Origin of the sequence: Caenimonas koreensis DSM 17982 (genome assembly GCF_009646335.1) — a bacterium.
Classification (GTDB): domain Bacteria; phylum Pseudomonadota; class Gammaproteobacteria; order Burkholderiales; family Burkholderiaceae_C; genus Ramlibacter; species Ramlibacter koreensis.
Window position 1 is genome coordinate 267,367 of the sequence record NZ_WJBU01000006.1, and the last position, 16,817, is coordinate 284,183.

Sequence of the window (16,817 nt, forward strand, 5' to 3'; positions counted from 1 at the left end):
GGGCGGGGGCTATGGGAAAATCGCGCTTCCCATCAGGAACCCATGACCGAAGCGCCCCCCACTACTGAAGAGCAAGCACTCGCCGACGATCGACCGATCGTCATCCGCGCTTCCAATCTCGGCAAGGCCTACACATCATTCGCGAGTCCGCTGCAGCGGCTGAGGTCGGTGCTCTTTGGGCGCGACTTGTCGCAGGGCAGTTTCTGGGCATTGCGTGACTTCAGCCTGGACGTGCGCAAGGGCGATGTGCTGGGCGTGGTGGGGCAAAACGGCGCGGGTAAATCCACACTGCTGCAGATGCTCTGCAGCACGCTCAAGCCTTCGACTGGAACGCTGGAGGTCGAAGGCCGCATCGCCGCGCTGCTCGAACTCGGCGCTGGCTTCAACCCCGATTTTTCTGGCCGCGACAACCTGCTGCTCAACGGCCCGCTGCTGGGGCTGACACGTGAGCAACTGCAGGACCGCCTCGAGTCCATCATTGAGTTCTCCGGCATCGGCCCGTTCATCGACCAACCCGTCAAGACGTACTCGAGCGGCATGTTCGTGCGCCTTGCATTTGCATTGGCGACGAGCGTGGACCCAGACATTCTGGTGGTCGATGAAGCGCTCTCAGTAGGCGACGGTGAATTCGCGCGCAAGTCGTTCGACCGCATCCTGAAGATGAAGGAGCGCGGCACCACGATCCTGTTCTGCTCGCATGCGCTGTACCAGGTTGAAGCGTTCTGCACGCGTGTGGTGTGGCTCGACAAGGGGCAGGTGCGGGCGATGGGTGCGCCGCATGAGGTCGTGCGCGAGTACATGCTGTTCCTGGCAGCGCAGTCGGCGCCAGCGCTCGCCGTGTCAGCACCGGCGGTGGTGCAGGGTGATACGTCTGCGAAGGCGGCGCAAGCTGGCCCGGCCGTGCATGTGGACACACCAACGAGCACGCCGGGCTATGCGCAGATCACGCGCGTCGAAACGTCGATCAACGGCGTGGTGTCGGACCAGCTGACGTGCGAATCAGGCGTGCAATGCACATTGCGCGTGACGATCGAATTCGAATCCGACCCCGCGTTACCAACGCCGGCTGCCGGCATGACGTTCGAGATCGGCACGCTGATGATCTTGTCGAGCGTCGTCTCCAAGAGCGATGGCGTCGTGCTGCAGCGTGACAAGAACGGGCGCGGTACAGCAACGATGCGCTTCGACAGCATTCCGCTGCGCAAGGGTGAATACGTCCTCAGCGCCTACCTCGGCACGCCCGACGCGCTGCACTTTTATACCGAGGCCAAGCGGATAGCGACGCTCACGGTCGTCGATGCGCGGCCCGAGCCGGGTGCGATCGATCTGCCCCACACCTGGGAACTCTCGCCGGGCCACAACAGGTAAGCTGCTGCGTGCTGTTTTCTGCCTCAGGCAGTGCGCGTGCAGTCCGCAGGCGTGCGCACAGCAAATACTTCGGCGTAGCGCGTTTCGCGTGAGGGCACGTAGATCGAGCGATACGCGTTCAAGCCGAACGTCGCTTCAACGTAGTTGCCGTACTTCAGCGCCGTCGCGTGGCACAGCACGGCGTTGCGCTTCTGGTCGGCAACCGACGTGATGTCCACCACGTGCGTGGCTGGCAGCGGCGTCCAGATCTCGTAGTAAAGAATCTTCTCGACGTTCGATCCCGCAAGCACCGCGCAGCTCGCACGCGCGATGCGCCAGTGATCCGGATGCGAATCGAGCAGCCACGGCACGAAGACCCAGTTCGGCTGGAAGTCTTCGATGATTTTTGCCAGGCGCGCACGAAATGCTGGCGAATCGGCAAAGTGGCCGTCCGGCTCATCGAGAAAAATCGTAGGCCGCGTCACGCCAAGCAGTTGCAGCGCGGCCGTCATTTCCGCCTTGCGTGTTTCGCTCGTGCCCGGTGGCAGTTCACCCGCGCCGTCTCCATTGGTCACGAGCACGGCCTGCACTTCAATGTGCTTTGCGAGCAACGCAATCGTTCCGCCGCAGCCCATCGTTTCGTCGTCGGGATGCGGTGCGATCACGAGCACGCGCCGCGCCGACGCGAGATCCAGCATCACGGGCAGCGGTGTGCCGCCTTGCGGTTCGCTCTCGCCTGCCTGAGGCGACGGCGTTGCGCCTTCAGCCATGGGTGTTGCGAAGAGCCGCTTGATAGATGTCCACATAGCGTTGAGTGATGTCCTGGACGGTGGGCCAGCTTGCGGCGCGGGCCAGTGCACGGTGTGCACTATCGTGCCTCAATGCTGCGTCGCCGGCCAGTGATGCGATGGCTTTCGCGAGCGATGCGATGTCGTTCGGCACGAGCCATGCGCCATCGCCGACCACTTCAGGCACGCCACCCACCGGGCTGCAGATGCTGGGCAGGCCCGCGCACAGTGCTTCGAGGTTGGCGAGGCCGAATGACTCTGTGCTGCTTGCACTCACGTAGATGTCCGCGCCGTGCAGGTAGGGTGTGACGTCATCGACGAACGCGAATTCAACGCGGCCTGCCAGCCCGTTCTGCGCCGCGACAGCTTGTAGTTCCGCAGGATCGCCGCCGCCCAGAATCGCCAGGCGGATGTGCGCAACGCTCGCCTTCGCGCATGCAGCGATGAGCCGGTCAAAGCACTTCAACGGCACGAGGCGGCCCACTGAGACCACGACCAATTCATCCGGAGCCCAGTTCAGCCGGTCGCGGCTGGCAAGGCGCGATGCGTCGTCCCGCGGCGCGATCGCGGGCTTTGCATGCGGCACTTCATGCCAGTGTCTGGGGATGCCGCCAACGCGCAATTCACGCGCGAGCTCAGTCAGGCACGCCTTCGTCGGCGCGATGATCCAATCCGCGCGCGCCAGCACCTTCTTTTCAATGCGACGCAGCAGCCATTGCGTCAACGGCCCCTGATCGAGCCCGTCCAGCTGAGTGGCGACGCTGTAGCTGCCAAAGCCATGTTCGGTCAGGCCCCAGCGCACGCTGTTGGCTTGTTTACTCAGCGCGTGCGAAACGCCAGCGGCCAGCCACGGGTCGTGCGCATGCACGTGGGTGTAGCCCTCGGCAATCGCGATCCGGCCGGCAGCTGTGCCGACTTGCAGACGCTCGATCCACGCACGTGCGAGCGCCAGGCGATCTGCGCGCCCGCGCAAGCCGCGCCATTTCGATATGCGTTGCCACAGCGCATCGCGCCATTGCAGTTGCGCAGGTGTCAGGTCGTCCTGGCAGTAGTAGCGTGTGTCGATGCCGCGCGCCTGTAACTCCTCAACCATCGGTGTGAGGCTGCGCCCGAGTCCATAGCGCTTGTCGGGCGCCGTCTCGCGAGTGACCATCAACACGCGCATGTTGGTGCCTGTCATCGGAAATCCGTGTCACCGCCGGTGAGCCACCACTTGCCCTGCAGTTCTTCGGCTGACGGCCCTGGCGTCCAGACGTTGGCGGGCACCATCAGTTCCATTTCGGCGACGACAGGCGATGTGGCGTCGAGCATGGCGGCATGGCTGCGCGTGGTCCACAGGTAGGCGCGCTTGCGGGCATTGCGTGCGAGCAGGCGGCGCACCGCGAGAATCAGGCGGGGCCAGTGGGCGGGCGGGCCGATCAAGTCGAGCAGTTCAATGCCGCCTTCTTCGCCACGGTCGCGCATGACCACCACGCCGCGCGCCTGCCGCGTGATGCGATGCCGCACCAGCAGGCACTCGTAACGGTTGAGCGGATGCGACTGGTAGCGATCGGCGAGGTACTTGTAGTCGCGTATGCCGACGACGCTGCCGGTCATCGCCGCAGCCATTGCGCGCCAGAGCTTGTCGACAGCCGCTGCGCTCTGTTCGGTCGCCTGATACGTGGACTCCAGCGCAACAGCGGGTGGGTCGAGCGGCGTCCACGACAGCTCCATCATCTGGTCCACCTGCTTGTACAGGCCCAGACGCTCGGCCATCTTCAATGCCTTGTCGGTCGGAAAGCCGTAACCGAAGAGTGTCGGCATGCCGTAGCCAGACGTGCGCTCGATGTAGGTCGAGCCTGCGATCTGGAAGGGGCCGGTTCGCGTCATCACGGCGCGCTCGTCGGGAAGCGTCATCACGTCGCCGATCTGCAGCGTGCGTTCCAGCTTGCCGTTGTAGATCACCTCGCGCGTCATGCCGCCATAGAAGGCGACGAGTTCGCCATCACGCCACGCGCCCATGCCGGGCAACGGGTTGTTGCGGTACTTCCAGCGCCACAGCGATGTCGCCATCCGGTAGCCGAATGCTTTTTCGAACAGCGCCATCCACGCTTCTTCGTGGTGGGGCTGCACCCACGCGGGTGTCCAGCGAGGTACGCGTTCGCGCAGCCAGCCGGCGTCGTCGTGCGCCCAGCCGAATCGCCGTGCAAGGGATGCAAACAGCGCGGGGCCGCATCGGTCGCGTGCCTGCAAGTCGTCGAGGTCAACGCGCTCGCCAGCCGGCACGCCCAGGCTGCGCTGCGCCAGCGCTTCGATCAGGGCCGCGTCGCCGGTGCCGTTCGGCGTCATGGTCTCGCGAGGATCAGACCTCATCGGCGAATGCGGGCCGCAGCCGCTCGAACAGGCGGTATGAGAGCCATGCGAACGCGAGGCCCACGAGCGTGTAGATCGCAAGCGCCTGCCAGTCCGGCGCAACGCCTTCGATGGCGAGGTGCCGCAGGTTTTCGATGGGCACCGTCAAGGGGTTGAGCCAGAGCAGGCCCTGCAGGAAGCCAGGCAATGCACGCGAGGGATACAGCACCGGCGACAGGAACAGCAGCATACTTACTGCTGGCCCCACGGCATGCGCGATGTCGCGAATGAATACGCCCAGGCCTGACAGTAGCCATGCAAGGCCCAGCATGTAGGGCACACAGCACGCGAGCACGAGTGGAATCACCATCACCCACGGCGTCAGGCCGGCGCCTGTCCACACGAGCGCAGCCATCATCACCGCAAGCGCAAGAACGCCATGGAACATCGCCGTGCCGACCGCGACCCACGCCAGGATTTCCAGCGGGAACACGACGCGCTTGACGAGGTTGGGCTGCTCTAGCACGAGGCGCGGCGAGCGGCCCAGCAGTTCGCCGAACAGGTTGAAGATGACAAGGCCCGCGAACACTTGCAGTGCGAATTCCGCCGTGCTGTCGCCGCCGCCCGGCCAGCGCGCCTTGAATACAGCACGAAAGACAAATGTGTAGGCGCTCAGGATCAACAGCGGATAAAGCAGCGTCCAGCCCAGCCCGATCACTGAGCCTTCATAGCGCGAACGGATGTCGCGGCGGATCAGCTGGAACACCATGTAGCGATGCAGCACCGGTATGAGCGGGTGCGTGCGGCGCAGCAGTTGGGTGAGCGAGGTCATGTGTCGGTGAGCAGCGCGGCCATCGGCTCGAAGCGCACGCTCCAGTCGTTGGCCGCGCGAAATGCGGTGACTGATTCTGCCGCATCGTGTGTGCCCAGCAGCTGTTCGATGCGCGCGCGCTCATCAGCGGGCTTGTCGGTGAGCACCACGCGCGGATCACGATCGCGCGTGCGCATTTCGCCAAACGGCGTGCTGATAACGGGCAGGCCGAGCGCGCGGTACTCGTAGTACTTCACAGGGTCCACTGACTCGGTGAGCTGCGTGCGCAGGAAAGGGATCAGCCCGGCGGCAAAGCGTGTCATCTTTTCCATCGCTTTGTCGTGCGGCAGCGCCGGGTGCAGGCTGATATTGGCCGGCAGCACCGCAGGCGGCTTGCGATAGAGCGGGCCATGGATCTCGATTCGCCGCTCGGGCCATGCCGACGCGAGCTGCGCCACCCACGCCCAGTCGAACCAGGGGCCAATCGTGCCGACGTAGCCGAATGCTGCGTCAGCAGAGGCATCCGTCTGCGCAGCTGGCATGCGATCAGAGGCCAGGCCGTTGGGTACGAGCAGCACGTTCGGATTGCGCGCTCGCAACTTGGTCGCGAGGTAGGTCGATGAGGTGCTGCATGCTGAGCACTGTTGAACGATGGCGGATTCGATCGCTTCGCTGGTCCGGCGCGCCATGCCGTGATGGAACGCCGGAAATTCATCCATCGCGTCGTAGAAGCACTTGGCGTCTTGCAATGCGTTCATCGCGTGCAATGCAAGGTCCGATGGTTTGCCGACGACGAGGACCGTATGCGCATCGCGTTGCGCGAATTCGCGCACGCTATCGACGACCGGCTTCCAGAACAGCGTGCGATTGAGCCAGCGCCCCATCGCGAGTGGCTCGACTGGCAACGCGCGCGGTGCAACGAGTTGCAGCCAGGCGGGCGTCGGCATTTGCGCGGACGTGACGGCAGGGCGCGACAGATCGGCGAGCGCAGGCAGCCGCACCGGATACGGCTCGACCCACAGCACCTTGGCGCCCACGCGCTCATGCGCCCACTGCGCGAATTCGTGCGGACGCTGGCGAAAGCTGGCCCAGGGAACTGCCGAGAAATAGATCAGTTGCACGTTGCGTGGAACTGCTGGAGCACAGCCACGATGCGCGCCGCCGCATGGCCATCGCCATAGGGGGACACGCCCTTGGCCATGGCGCGGTAGGCGGCTGGGTCGTCGAGCAGGCGCTGCGCTGCCTCGACCACACGCGCTGAATTCGTGCCGACCAGTTGCACGACGCCGGCAGACACGGCCTCGGGCCGCTCGGTTTCTTCGCGCAGCACAAGCACAGGTTTGCCCAGCGCTGGTGCTTCTTCCTGCACGCCGCCTGAATCAGTGAGGATCAGCGTCGCGGCCTTCATCACGGCGACGAACGGCTGGTAATCGAGCGGCGCGATCAGCGAGATGCGCGGATGGCTGCCGAGCAGTTCATCGACCACCTTCTTGACGTTCGGGTTGGGGTGCACGGGGTAGAGCACTTCGAGATCGTCATTGCGATCGACCAGCGTGCGGATGGCCGTGCAGATGTCGACGAAAGGCGCGCCGAAGCTCTCGCGCCGGTGTGCGGTCACCAGCATCAGCCGGCGGCCAGGGGCCACTGTGGCTGCGGGCGTCTTGCCGGCCATCATGTGGAGCGCGTCGATGACGGTGTTGCCCGTCACGTGCACCGATGCGTCGGCAATGCCTTCGCGCAGCAAGTTGCTGCGTGAGCTTTCGGTCGGCGCGAAGTGCCAGCGCGCCATATGGCCCGCGAGCACGCGATTCATTTCTTCCGGGAAGGGGCGGCGCATGTCGCCCGTGCGCAAACCGGCTTCAACATGGCCAAACGGAATGTTCAGGTAGAACGACGCGAGCGCGGTGACCATCACGGTGGTCGTGTCGCCCTGCGCGAGAACGACGTCCGGCCGCTCGGACTTCAGCACGGCATCCATCGCCACCAACATGCGCGCCGTGAGGGCCGTGAGGTCCTGGTTGGGCTGCATCATGTCGAGGTCGATGTCGGGTGCGATGCCGAACACCTGCAGGACCTGGTCGAGCAGGTGGCGGTGCTGTGCGGTGGCAAGCACGCGGACGTCGGCCCACGCCTGCGCTTTCAGCGCCAGGATCACGGGTGCCATCTTCACGGCTTCAGGCCGTGTGCCGACGACACAGACGATCTTGCATTTCTTCATTCGCTCGTCCCGGCTTCACGGTAAACATGTGGAACCCACGGTCCCCACTTGCGTTCGTAGATGGCCTTGTTCTTCTCGAACAGCTCCTGGCGCGTCGAGCTCTTGAGTTTGTCGAAGCTCGCCGAGAGGTGATGATGCACGAACACGTCTTCGGCAATGGCAAGCTGCCAGCCCGCTTGCCGCGCACGGTTGCAGTAGTCGTCGTCTTCGAAGAAGCCCAGGCCAAATGCTTCGTCGAGGCCGCCGACTTCTTCATAGACCGTGCGGCGCAGCGCCACGCAGAAAAACGCCAGCACGCGCGAGTGAATTTGCTCACCGGCGTGCCGCACGGTGCGCGACATGGCCCATGCGGCCATGCCGGCAGGGTCTGAATAGCCGACGGCGATCTTCGCTTCGTTGCCGATGTTGTCAGTCACGGGGCCGACCATGCCGAGCTTGGGCTCACGATCAAAGTGCCGGCGCAGGCCCTGGATCCAGCCTGGCGACACCTCGGTGTCGTTGTTCAGCATGATCAGCAACTCGCCCGTCGCCGCAGCAAGGCCGAGGTTGTTGCCGGCTGCAAAGCCAGTGTTCTTCGCGCTGAGGATGAGCTTGACCCAAGGCCTGGTGGCGGCGAACTGCGTCAACCACGCCGGCGATCCATCTGACGAGGCGTTGTCGACGACGACCAGTTCGAGGTTGGGCCACAGGCTGTTGTGCTCGACTGAATGGAGGCAGGCCCTGGTGAGCTCCAGGTTGTTGTAGCAAAGCACGATCACGCTCACCTTGGGGAACGACGCTGCGATCGCTTGCGACAGGAGTGCGCCACGCGCTTCCCACGAGTGGTTGGATGCCCATGTGCGGCGGGCAGCAGCGGCTTCGATCCTGGCGGTTGTGTCGCTGTCGGCTTGCAACGCCTGCTCGATCTGCTGCACAAAGCCTGGCGCGTCGTCGGCCAGCCGCACCTGGTCCGCGATGGCAACGAGTTCGGGCATGCGCGTCGCAACCACTTGTTTGCCTGCGCTCAGGTATTCGTACACCTTCACCGGGTTTGTGCAGCTGGTGAGCTCGTTGATGATGAAGGGAATGAGGCACACGTCGAAAGCGTGGACCCAGCCCGGCAGTTCCGCGTACGGCACTTCGCCGATGAACTCGATGTTGGGCATGGGCCTGGCCTGCGATACGTCACAGCCGAAAGTCGAGCCGACGAGGATGAATCGCCAGTCGGGCCGGGCCCGTGCGATATCCACGACCAGCCCCATGTCGAACCATTCGCTGATCGCACCGAAATAACCGATGACCGGGCGGCCGTCCGGCTGCAGCTTCAGCTCAGCTGGCGGCGTGGCGAAGTGCTCGACCTGCGTGCCGTTGCGCACGAGCGCGTGCGGTTTGCCGGGGGCTTGCGCCTGCATCAGTTCAGCGAGCCGGCCGGACGTGGTGATCAGCAGGTCGCAGTCGCGCAGCAACGCTTCTTCTTCGCCGAGCATCGTGCCAGTGTTGGTCGAAAAGCCTGCGTGGAAATCCATGCAGTCGTAAGCCACGATGTTGGCTGGCAGCCGCGTTGCGACGGGTCGCCAGAACGGCAGGTTGACCAGCGATACAAGCTGGCCGAGGCCCGCCGCCTGCTGCAGCCACGTCAGCGCTTCGGCCAGCTGCAGGGCTTGCGCTGGCGTCAGCGAGTCTTCGTAGATGTTGGGCGCCGGGCCGTCGATTGCGAGCTGAATCAGGTGGACGTTTTCAGCGGGCGACTCGATCAACCGCGTGTCGCTGGGGGTGGAGCCCGCAGCGAACGTTGTGCTCAGGTACAGCACGCGGTGGCCCTGCTTGCCGAGTTCGCGAGCCAGGTGTTGCGGGCGCTGGATTCGAAAGTGCCAGTCGATCACGGGAAAGAGGATCACCGTGAACGCGCCGGGCTTGCCGCCGGCCAGTAAGTGCGCCCAGTCGTGGGCGTCGCCGTTGCCAGGAACGATGGCTGGCGGTGCCGGGGTGCCCACTGCGGCGGGGCGGCCAAGTACCTTTCGCACGGCGGCCTGCACGGGGGAGGGCAGGCGCCGCCAGACGGTGCGCGCGAACCGCTTGATGTTTCGAGCGAGTGGGCGCATGACGGTGTATTGCTCGGCCTGCAGCAGCGCAACCGCTTCGTGATACTCCCTCGTGACCACTTGCAGGGCGTCGCCTTGCCGCATGAGGCTCAAGGCGGCCTCCTCGCGGAGCCGCTCGGCCTCGGTCGCCATGACGAACATGCGGTCGGTGGCTTCGCGTGCTGCTGCGGCGTCCTGCTTCCAGATTTCGGCCTGCTTGCGCTGTGCTTCGGCGTTTTGTTTTGCCATGGCAGCATCCGCTTCGGCCTGCAATGCCCGGCTGACGGCGGCGAGGGCATCCTCGCGCGCCTGCTGCAGTTGCGCGGCGGCGTCCTGGGCACGAAGGCCCCGGCGACACAGGGCCCAGATTTGCGCCCATTCAACAGGGGAGATGGCCGGCAGCCATTTGTCGAGGATTCGCCTGGCAAATTCTTCCTGCAACGCGGTGTTGCCGTACAGCCCCGAATCACCTGAGCCGAGCAGATAGGTCGCGCTGATGCTGTCGACATGGACGAACGAGCCGGTGCGCGAGAGCTGGATCCAGAAATCCCAGTCTTCAAAGATGGAGAGCGCTTCATCAAAGCCTGCCGTGCGCGTTGCGGCAGCGCGCGAGAACAGCACCGAATGGATCGGCAGGTAGTTCTCGCAGAGCAGGCGCGCCGCGTCGAACTGCTCGTTGTAGCGCATGACTTCGCGCATTTCGCCGCTTGCAGCATCTTGCTCGACACAACTGACGCCGGAATAGGCTGCCACGGCGCCAGGGGACTGCAGGAATTGCCGGGCCAGTATTTCTATATGTGTGGGCGCCAACCAGTCGTCGTCGTCCAGGAAGCAGATCCATTCACCGTTGGCGGCGGCGATGCCGGCATTGGCGGCAGCGGAGCGGGCCAGTGGTGCTGAGCCGCCCACCATCCGCATGTCGTGGGGGCCGCACTTTTCGCCGACGGGGTGGTGGCCGGGGCCTTTGGCGCTGACCACCAGGACTTCAATGGACGGCCATGTCTGCGCGGCGACGCTTGCCAGCGCCCGACCGAGCGACGGGCGGTCCATGCTTCGAACGACGATGCTCACAAGCCGGCTGGTGTCGGCGGCTTCGAAGAGGTCGGCAGTGGCGTGCTCGCCGGTGGTGTGGGTGGACGGCGTGGGCGAGGGCATCGGAGACTGCGGAAAGAAAGCGCACTGGCTGCCGCCGGAACGGGCTGTGCCAGAGTGGGTCAGGCACGGTGCGCTGGGTCGGCGGCGATTCTATCGCAGGTGCTGTGTGCGCTGGCCTTACTCCGGCTGGCGACGCCCTGCGGCGACGTCTTCAAGGAAAGCCGGGTCGTCGATGTTCATGTGGTTGCCGTTGCGCTCAACAATGCCGCGGCTTTGCAGGAGCTGGAAGACGCGCGTCACCGTCTCGCGGCTGGCATTGATCATGATCGCGATCTCCTGATGGGTTGGCGCATTCGGCACTTGCACTTTGCCGTCGGCGTCCTTGACGAACAGCAATTCCAGCTGCGCGCAAACCCTTTGCAACGGGTTCGCCAGACCGAGGATGCGCCGTTGCCCTGACACCTGCCGCAGGCGCAATGAGAGGCCGGTGCACAAAATCTCGGCCACCTTCGCGTGAGCAAACAGGATCGGCCGGATGAGGTCGCGTGGGACGAAGACGACGCGCGACCTTGACACGGCCGTGACGTAAATGGGATGCGGCAGGCCATCGATCACGGCCAGATCGCCAAAGTAGTCGCCAGAAGCAACAAAATAAAGGCCGACCTCCCGACCGTCGGCCGTGAAGTCCACGCCTTGCAGCCGCCCTTCGAGCAGGAAGCAGAACGATGCGCCGTCACCGCCTTTTTGCAGAACGACCTCGCGCTTGGCAAAACTGCGTTCGGTCGCATGCTGTGCCAGATGGGCCAGCGTCACCTGCGGCAGGCCCGCCAGCAGCGGGAGCCGACTCAACTCGTTGACGGGGACGGCCATGGGGTCTTCGGTCGGATAGCGTTGTTGTTATTCAGGGGCAGGCGGGGGCTGTACAAAATGCCAATGATAAGAGGCGGGCCACCGGAAACAGTTCGTCAAATGTGACCCAGCGCACATCCAGAGCCTCTTGAGCTTGATAAATTACACATCCAACCTAGGCCAGCTAGCCGCTTTTGCCATGAAGCCCCGATTTCGTCCGTTCCATCTGAGCCGAGTCCCCGCTGCTGTGCTTTGCATGTTCGCCGCCGCATCGGCCGCCGTGCATGCAGATGCGCCGGATCGCTCCAGGGCGATCGGCGAAGTGACCATGAGCGTCGGCCCCGTGATGAAGACGTCGGCACAAGGCGTTCCCGAGCCCGTGCAGCGCGGCACGCTGCTGTTGCCCGGCGACCGGCTCGACACGGCGGAAGGCGGCCACATTCATGTGCGCTTCGTTGACGGGGCACTCGTCAGCGTGCGCCCAGGCAGCCGCCTCTGGATTGAAGACTACCGGTTCGACCCGAAGCAGGTGTCGATGTCAGCTGTTCGCTTCAAGCTTGAATACGGCGTGGCCCGCGCGATTTCCGGCGCCGCCGCCGAGGGTGCCAAAGACCGCTTCCGGCTGAACACCCCGCTTGTCGCCATTGGCGTGCGCGGAACCGATTTTGTTGTTCGCACAAGTGACGCTGGCACGACAGCAACGGTGAACCAGGGCGCCATCGTCATGGCCCCGCTCGATGACACCTGTGTGGCCCATGGCCTGGGCCCATGCGGTTCTCCTTCCGAAAAGCTCCTTTCGTCCGATATGGGCCGGCTGCTGATGGAATTCCGCGCGCAGTATGCGCAGCCTGAACTCAAGTCAGCCAATGGCGGCACCATGTTGGCCGGCGCCAAGATGGATGGCTCCCAGCACGCCCTGCTTGGCGCGCCTGTGAATCCCCAGGCGCTCGGGCCCGGGCACGGCGAGCCGGAGTCGCTGGCAACCGCTGCGCTGGTTGAGGAAGCGTTGATCGAAGTTATTGCAGGGAACACGCTGCCTCCGGCCCCGCCTGCGCCGCCGCCTTCGCCCGCCCCGGTGCCGACTCCTCCTTCGCCGCCGCCACCGCCACCGTCGCCTGCTCCACCGCCGCCACCGCCGCCACCCCCAGCCTTGGCTTGGGGCCGTTGGGCCGCAACGGCCATGTCGGCCACTGATTTCTCGGTCCCGATGTCGCAAGCCGAGCCAGGCCGCAAGACCACGATCGGCAATTTGCAGTTCAGCCTGTTCCGCGTGGAAGGAGCCGATCTTCCGACGCTCAACGCCGGCCTGGGCGCCTACAACTTCAGCCTGGACAAGGGGTATGCGCAGTACTCCCTGTCTGGCGTGATCAATCCGGCCACTGTCGATAGTGGCAAGTTGATGCTCGACTTCGCCAACAGGGCGTTCACGACGAGTTTGCTGGTCTCCAGCGGTTTGACGGGGGCGGTTTCCATCTCCGGAGCTGGCTACATCGGTGCAGACGGGATCTTCATCGACCGCTCCATTGCGAACCAGGCCATAGCGGGCGCCGCTTCGCTCGACGGCAAGTCGGCGGGCTACCAGTTCGAAAAGCTCGTCGGTAACGGCACGCTGTCGGGCATTACGCTCTGGTCGCGTCCGTAGATGGTCAAGGCCGGCCGCATGACTCTCACGCCGTGGCGCCTTCGCATGGTGGCGGTGTTCATCGCGCTGGTGGCTTGGGCGATGCTCGCCCTGATGGCCCCGTCAGCCTTCCAGCAAGCCGATGAACGGGCGACAGACGCCGTCTGGCAGCTTGGTGCCAGCACAACGGCCGAGCGACGAGTCGTGGTCGTTGATATTGACGACGCAAGTATCCAGCGCATTGGGCCGTGGCCGTGGTCGCGCCAGACGCAGGCGAAGCTCGTCGAGCAGATTCGCGCACGGGGTGCGACGCTGCAGTTGCACGACCTTGTCTACGCAGATGCCCGCCCGGGCGGTGCTGAGCTTGCGAGAGCGCTGGCCCAGGGTCAGGGCGCTTCGCCTGCAGTCGTAGCCCAGGTTTTTGCGCTCAATCATGAAAGCCGCCAGACATCGGGCCAACTGGCAGGTGCGCTTCCGGGGCAAGGTTGCCTGCCGCCGGCCGCGCATGCTATTGGCTATGTGGCCAATGCGGACCTGCCTGGCATTGCGGCCGGTCACATCACACCGCGGATCGATGGTGATGGGTCCGTCCGCAAGGTTCCGGCACTGGTTTGCTACGGCCAGCAGAACTACCCGACGCTGGCGATCGCCGGCCTGATCGCGTTGAGCGGCGAGGCATCGAAAGCCGCGCCGCTGCGTGCGGAACCCGGCATCGGACTATGGGAGCCGGCCTGGCTAGTCACCCTGTCTGGTATGCCAGGCGTGCGCATCCCGCTGGACGTGAATGGCGACATCAGGGTGCCTTTCCATAAGGCGCGCAGCGCGATCGTCTCCATTTCTGCAGCGGACCTGCTTGAAGGAAAACTCGAAAACCCGGAGGTGCTCAGGGGTGCATGGGCGCTGGTGGGCGCTTCGGCTTTCGGTCTCGGCGATACGGTGCCGACGGCACAGGGTGGCGCGGTCAGCGGCGTAGAAGTACACGCGCAGCTCATCACGGGCATGCTCGACGACAAGGTTCCTTACACACCGCGCGCCTCGCAGGCCCTGCAACTGGCGTGGGTGATGCTCGCCGCGATTGCGCTGCTTGCGTTTTGCTGGACGCGGTCCGAGCCGGCGCATCGCACGGGCGACAAGCGCGGTTCGTCGCGAGTGATCTGGATTCCCATCGCCTCGCTGGTGTTGGCGGTGTGCGGTTTCCTGCTTCATGCAGGCGCCCTGCTCGGATACGGCTGGTGGCTGGGCTGGTCGCATGCCAGCGCAGCCATCGTCATGATCGGGCTGTCGCTGGGCCTTGCAGAACATGCGCGCAGCCTTGCCGAGAAGGGGCGGCTGTTCCGGAACCTGGCGAGCTACCTGCCTGCGGCCGTCGCAGAAAAGATTGCTCTGGTCGAACCCACTGGCGAAATCGAAGCCGAAAGACGCGACGTGACCGTGGTGGTGGCCGATGTGCGCAATTTTTCGGCTTACTGCGAAGTTCGAAGCCCCGAAGATGCCGCACGGATCCTGCACCGCTTCTATACAACGGCGAGTGCCATCGTCGAGGCGCATGGCGGCGCCGTCGAAGAGATGGTCGGCGACAGCCTGATTGCGGTCTTCAATGGCTCGCGCCCCTGTGTCGACCACACGGTGCAGGCACTGGATGCGGCGCGAGAGGTCTGGCTGCGCTGCAGCGAGGAACTGCCCAATGTTCCGCCGCAGGGCCTCGAGCCGCTTGCGCTGGGCGTGGGCGTTGAAAGCGGAACGGCCTTGCTTGGCAGCTTCGGGCCTGCACAACGGCGCGTTCATTCCGTACTCGGCCAGGTGGTGACGATGGCAATTCGCCTGCAGGACCTGACGGCTGAACTCGCGTACCCGGTCCTGGTCGGCGCCACAGCCGCCGAGCGGCTGGGCATTCCGTTCGAGCGCAATGAGCTTGCGCTCAAGCCGCTTGGTACCTTCCTGCTTCCCGGGTTGCGACACAGTAGCAAAGTATTTACACTGCGCAGCTTGATGCAGCCAGGCGGCGACGCCGAGCGGCATTCATTGCGTTACCTCAGGCAGCAAGGCCAACCTGTCGTCTGACGGGGCTGCGTTGCTTGCTGCCCATAATTCCAACGCGCGACCTGATCGCGCTGATTTTTCGCTCGTGGCTGCCAATTCCGTTTCCGGCTTGCGCCTGGGTCTGTGGACATTGCTGTTCGTCTCGACCTTCGCGCATGCGCAGCAGGGGGCGCATGCCATGCCTGCAGCTTGTCCGGTGCAGCCGACTTATCCGGTCTCCAATGACGCAGCTGCGTTGCGTGCGCTGGCATCCCGCCTCGAACTCGCAGCATCCGATCCTGGCTGCCTGAAAGACGCGACCTTTCACGCGTACCGCGGCGCCGTACTTGTATCTTTGGGGCGAGCCGTGGAAGCGGTCGAGCCGCTTGAGCGAGCGCTCCTGATTGACCCCGACCTGCCCGGTGCGACGCTCGACCTGGCCCAGGCCCTTGGCATGCAAGGCGACCAGGCGTCGGCGTCGGCGCTGCTGGCACAGTTGCGCCAGCGTGCCGACCTGCCCGACGCCATTCGCGAGGCGATCGACAGGCGCGAGCAAGTCATAGCCGCGCAGCAGGCAGCTGGGCGCGACATTGCTGCGAACTGGCAGTCGCGCTGGCAGTTCGCGATGCTCGCCGGCGGTGACAGCAACCTGAATAATGCACCGACCAATTCCGAAGTCACGCTGACGATCCCCGGACAGGGCAATGTCACGTTGCCTCTTGATCCGAGCGCCGCTCCCCGAAAGGGTGCTGCGGTCATGACGTCAGCGTCCTGGCAGGGCCTGAAGGCGCAGGGCGAGTCTGTATGGGTGCTTCAGGGCGAACTCCGGGCCCGCCAGACGTCCGAAAGTGACGCCAGCTACCAGCAGGCCGACTTTGCCGCGTCGTGGCTGCAGGCGCCATCTGCACCCCGCCAGTGGGTGGCGCGCGCCAGCGCGAGCTTTCTCAGGTTTGGCGGCACCACGCTCTTGCAGGCCTATCGGTCTTCCATCCAGCACCAGTGGGAGGCCTTCAGCCTGCCATGGATCTCCCGCGTCCTGCGGACGGCAGGCTCCTGCCGCCCCTCCATTGCGGCGGAAGTGGAATACCGGCGGTATCCGTCCACCCAGGTGCTTGACGGCACTTACCAAGGCGCCGCCGGCGGACTGATCTGCCGGGCCGACGTCGAGGCCGCGCCCGCCGGCAGCGTCAGCCAGCCGGCCTCGACCTTCAGCCTGCAACTGCGCCACGGCTCCGATAAGCCCGTTGACAGCGCCCGCGCAGGCGGCACATACCGGCGCAGCGAGTTGCGCGCCCAATGGGAAGGGCCCGTCCTGACAAAAGGCAAGCTGGGGCTGCAATGGTCGTCCACCGTCCAGAAAGACAGCGAGCCTTACAGCGCCCTCCTGGGCAACGTTCCCCGCAAGATATTCCGGCACACAATCCAGGCTGACGGCAGCTGGCCATTGGTCTACGGGTTCTCCCTAGTGGCGACCGGAGAAGTCGGCCGCCAGCGAAGCAACCTGGATATTTTTGCAAGCCGCCAGCGCAGCATCTACCTGGGGTTTCGCAAGGACCTGATGTGAGAAAACAACGCCCCCAGATTCCGCGAACTACTGTGATGACAATCACAAGGCGCCTTGGTAAGCGTTGACTATACTTGCGCCTGAATCGGGGACATGGGTACCTGATCACCTTTA

The 16,817-nt window shown here is 64.6% G+C and carries 12 protein-coding genes; 4 read left to right on the plus strand and 8 right to left on the minus strand.

All coding sequences use genetic code 11. The features are described from left to right. Positions 1 to 42: 42 nt before the first annotated feature. Positions 43 to 1,368, plus strand: a complete 1,326-nt coding sequence (locus GHT07_RS07990) for an ABC transporter ATP-binding protein (protein WP_153584536.1) — start codon at positions 43 to 45, stop codon at positions 1,366 to 1,368. A gap of 23 nt (positions 1,369 to 1,391) precedes the next feature. On the opposite strand, the gene GHT07_RS07995 is transcribed toward GHT07_RS07990, so the two are convergent. From GHT07_RS07995 to GHT07_RS08030, 8 genes are all read right to left on the minus strand, one after another. Continuing rightward, positions 1,392 to 2,117: a PIG-L deacetylase family protein gene (locus tag GHT07_RS07995; protein ID WP_194792875.1), complete on the minus strand. Its 726-nt coding sequence runs from the start codon at positions 2,115 to 2,117 to the stop codon at positions 1,392 to 1,394. Next, positions 2,110 to 3,315, minus strand: coding sequence for a glycosyltransferase family 4 protein (locus GHT07_RS08000; RefSeq protein WP_153584538.1), 1,206 nt, complete (start codon positions 3,313 to 3,315; stop codon positions 2,110 to 2,112). The genes GHT07_RS07995 and GHT07_RS08000 overlap by 8 nt, the downstream gene beginning before the upstream one ends. Next, entirely contained in the window at positions 3,312 to 4,487 is a 1,176-nt protein-coding gene (locus GHT07_RS08005) for a GNAT family protein (RefSeq protein WP_153584539.1), read from the minus strand. Before GHT07_RS08005 ends, GHT07_RS08000 begins: the two co-directional genes overlap by 4 nt. Further along, a complete protein-coding gene (locus tag GHT07_RS08010; RefSeq protein ID WP_153584540.1) occupies positions 4,477 to 5,298 on the minus strand; it encodes an ABC transporter permease in 822 nt (273 codons plus the stop codon). The genes GHT07_RS08005 and GHT07_RS08010 overlap by 11 nt, the downstream gene beginning before the upstream one ends. Next, entirely contained in the window at positions 5,295 to 6,398 is a 1,104-nt protein-coding gene (locus GHT07_RS08015; protein ID WP_153584541.1) for a glycosyltransferase family protein, read from the minus strand. The genes GHT07_RS08010 and GHT07_RS08015 overlap by 4 nt, the downstream gene beginning before the upstream one ends. Next, positions 6,389 to 7,495 carry a non-hydrolyzing UDP-N-acetylglucosamine 2-epimerase gene (wecB, locus tag GHT07_RS08020; protein WP_153584542.1) on the minus strand — a complete coding sequence of 369 codons (1,107 nt, stop codon included), beginning with the start codon at positions 7,493 to 7,495 and terminating at the stop codon, positions 6,389 to 6,391. The genes GHT07_RS08015 and wecB overlap by 10 nt, the downstream gene beginning before the upstream one ends. After that, positions 7,492 to 10,710 (minus strand): glycosyltransferase, encoded by a 3,219-nt coding sequence (locus tag GHT07_RS08025; RefSeq protein ID WP_153584543.1) that lies wholly within the window; start codon positions 10,708 to 10,710, stop codon positions 7,492 to 7,494. Before GHT07_RS08025 ends, wecB begins: the two co-directional genes overlap by 4 nt. A 117-nt stretch (positions 10,711 to 10,827) precedes the next feature. After that, on the minus strand, positions 10,828 to 11,520 hold the full coding sequence (locus GHT07_RS08030) for a Crp/Fnr family transcriptional regulator (protein WP_153584544.1): 693 nt from the start codon (positions 11,518 to 11,520) through the stop codon (positions 10,828 to 10,830). Between the two features lie 235 nt (positions 11,521 to 11,755). Between GHT07_RS08030 and GHT07_RS08035 the strand changes: the two genes are divergently transcribed. From GHT07_RS08035 to GHT07_RS08045, 3 genes are all read left to right on the plus strand, one after another. After that, a complete protein-coding gene (locus tag GHT07_RS08035; protein ID WP_194792876.1) occupies positions 11,756 to 13,141 on the plus strand; it encodes a FecR family protein in 1,386 nt (461 codons plus the stop codon). A gap of 18 nt (positions 13,142 to 13,159) precedes the next feature. After that, positions 13,160 to 15,181: a CHASE2 domain-containing protein gene (locus GHT07_RS08040; RefSeq protein ID WP_194792877.1), complete on the plus strand. Its 2,022-nt coding sequence runs from the start codon at positions 13,160 to 13,162 to the stop codon at positions 15,179 to 15,181. Positions 15,182 to 15,506: 325 nt separating this feature from the next. Then, entirely contained in the window at positions 15,507 to 16,703 is a 1,197-nt protein-coding gene (locus tag GHT07_RS08045) for a tetratricopeptide repeat protein (RefSeq protein ID WP_153584547.1), read from the plus strand. The last annotated feature ends 114 nt before the right edge of the window (positions 16,704 to 16,817 follow it).

What these genes read in the sequence shown, in the direction of transcription:
- GHT07_RS07990 (WP_153584536.1), top strand. Translation starts at nt 43, where the DNA reads ATGACCGAAGCGCCCCCCACTACTGAAGAGCAAGCACTCGCCGACGAT.
- GHT07_RS07995 (WP_194792875.1), bottom strand. Translation starts at nt 2,117, where the DNA reads ATGGCTGAAGGCGCAACGCCGTCGCCTCAGGCAGGCGAGAGCGAACCG.
- GHT07_RS08000 (WP_153584538.1), bottom strand. Translation starts at nt 3,315, where the DNA reads ATGACAGGCACCAACATGCGCGTGTTGATGGTCACTCGCGAGACGGCG.
- GHT07_RS08005 (WP_153584539.1), bottom strand. Translation starts at nt 4,487, where the DNA reads ATGAGGTCTGATCCTCGCGAGACCATGACGCCGAACGGCACCGGCGAC.
- GHT07_RS08010 (WP_153584540.1), bottom strand. Translation starts at nt 5,298, where the DNA reads ATGACCTCGCTCACCCAACTGCTGCGCCGCACGCACCCGCTCATACCG.
- wecB (WP_153584542.1), bottom strand. Translation starts at nt 7,495, where the DNA reads ATGAAGAAATGCAAGATCGTCTGTGTCGTCGGCACACGGCCTGAAGCC.
- GHT07_RS08025 (WP_153584543.1), bottom strand. Translation starts at nt 10,710, where the DNA reads ATGCCCTCGCCCACGCCGTCCACCCACACCACCGGCGAGCACGCCACT.
- GHT07_RS08030 (WP_153584544.1), bottom strand. Translation starts at nt 11,520, where the DNA reads ATGGCCGTCCCCGTCAACGAGTTGAGTCGGCTCCCGCTGCTGGCGGGC.
- GHT07_RS08035 (WP_194792876.1), top strand. Translation starts at nt 11,756, where the DNA reads ATGTTCGCCGCCGCATCGGCCGCCGTGCATGCAGATGCGCCGGATCGC.
- GHT07_RS08040 (WP_194792877.1), top strand. Translation starts at nt 13,160, where the DNA reads ATGACTCTCACGCCGTGGCGCCTTCGCATGGTGGCGGTGTTCATCGCG.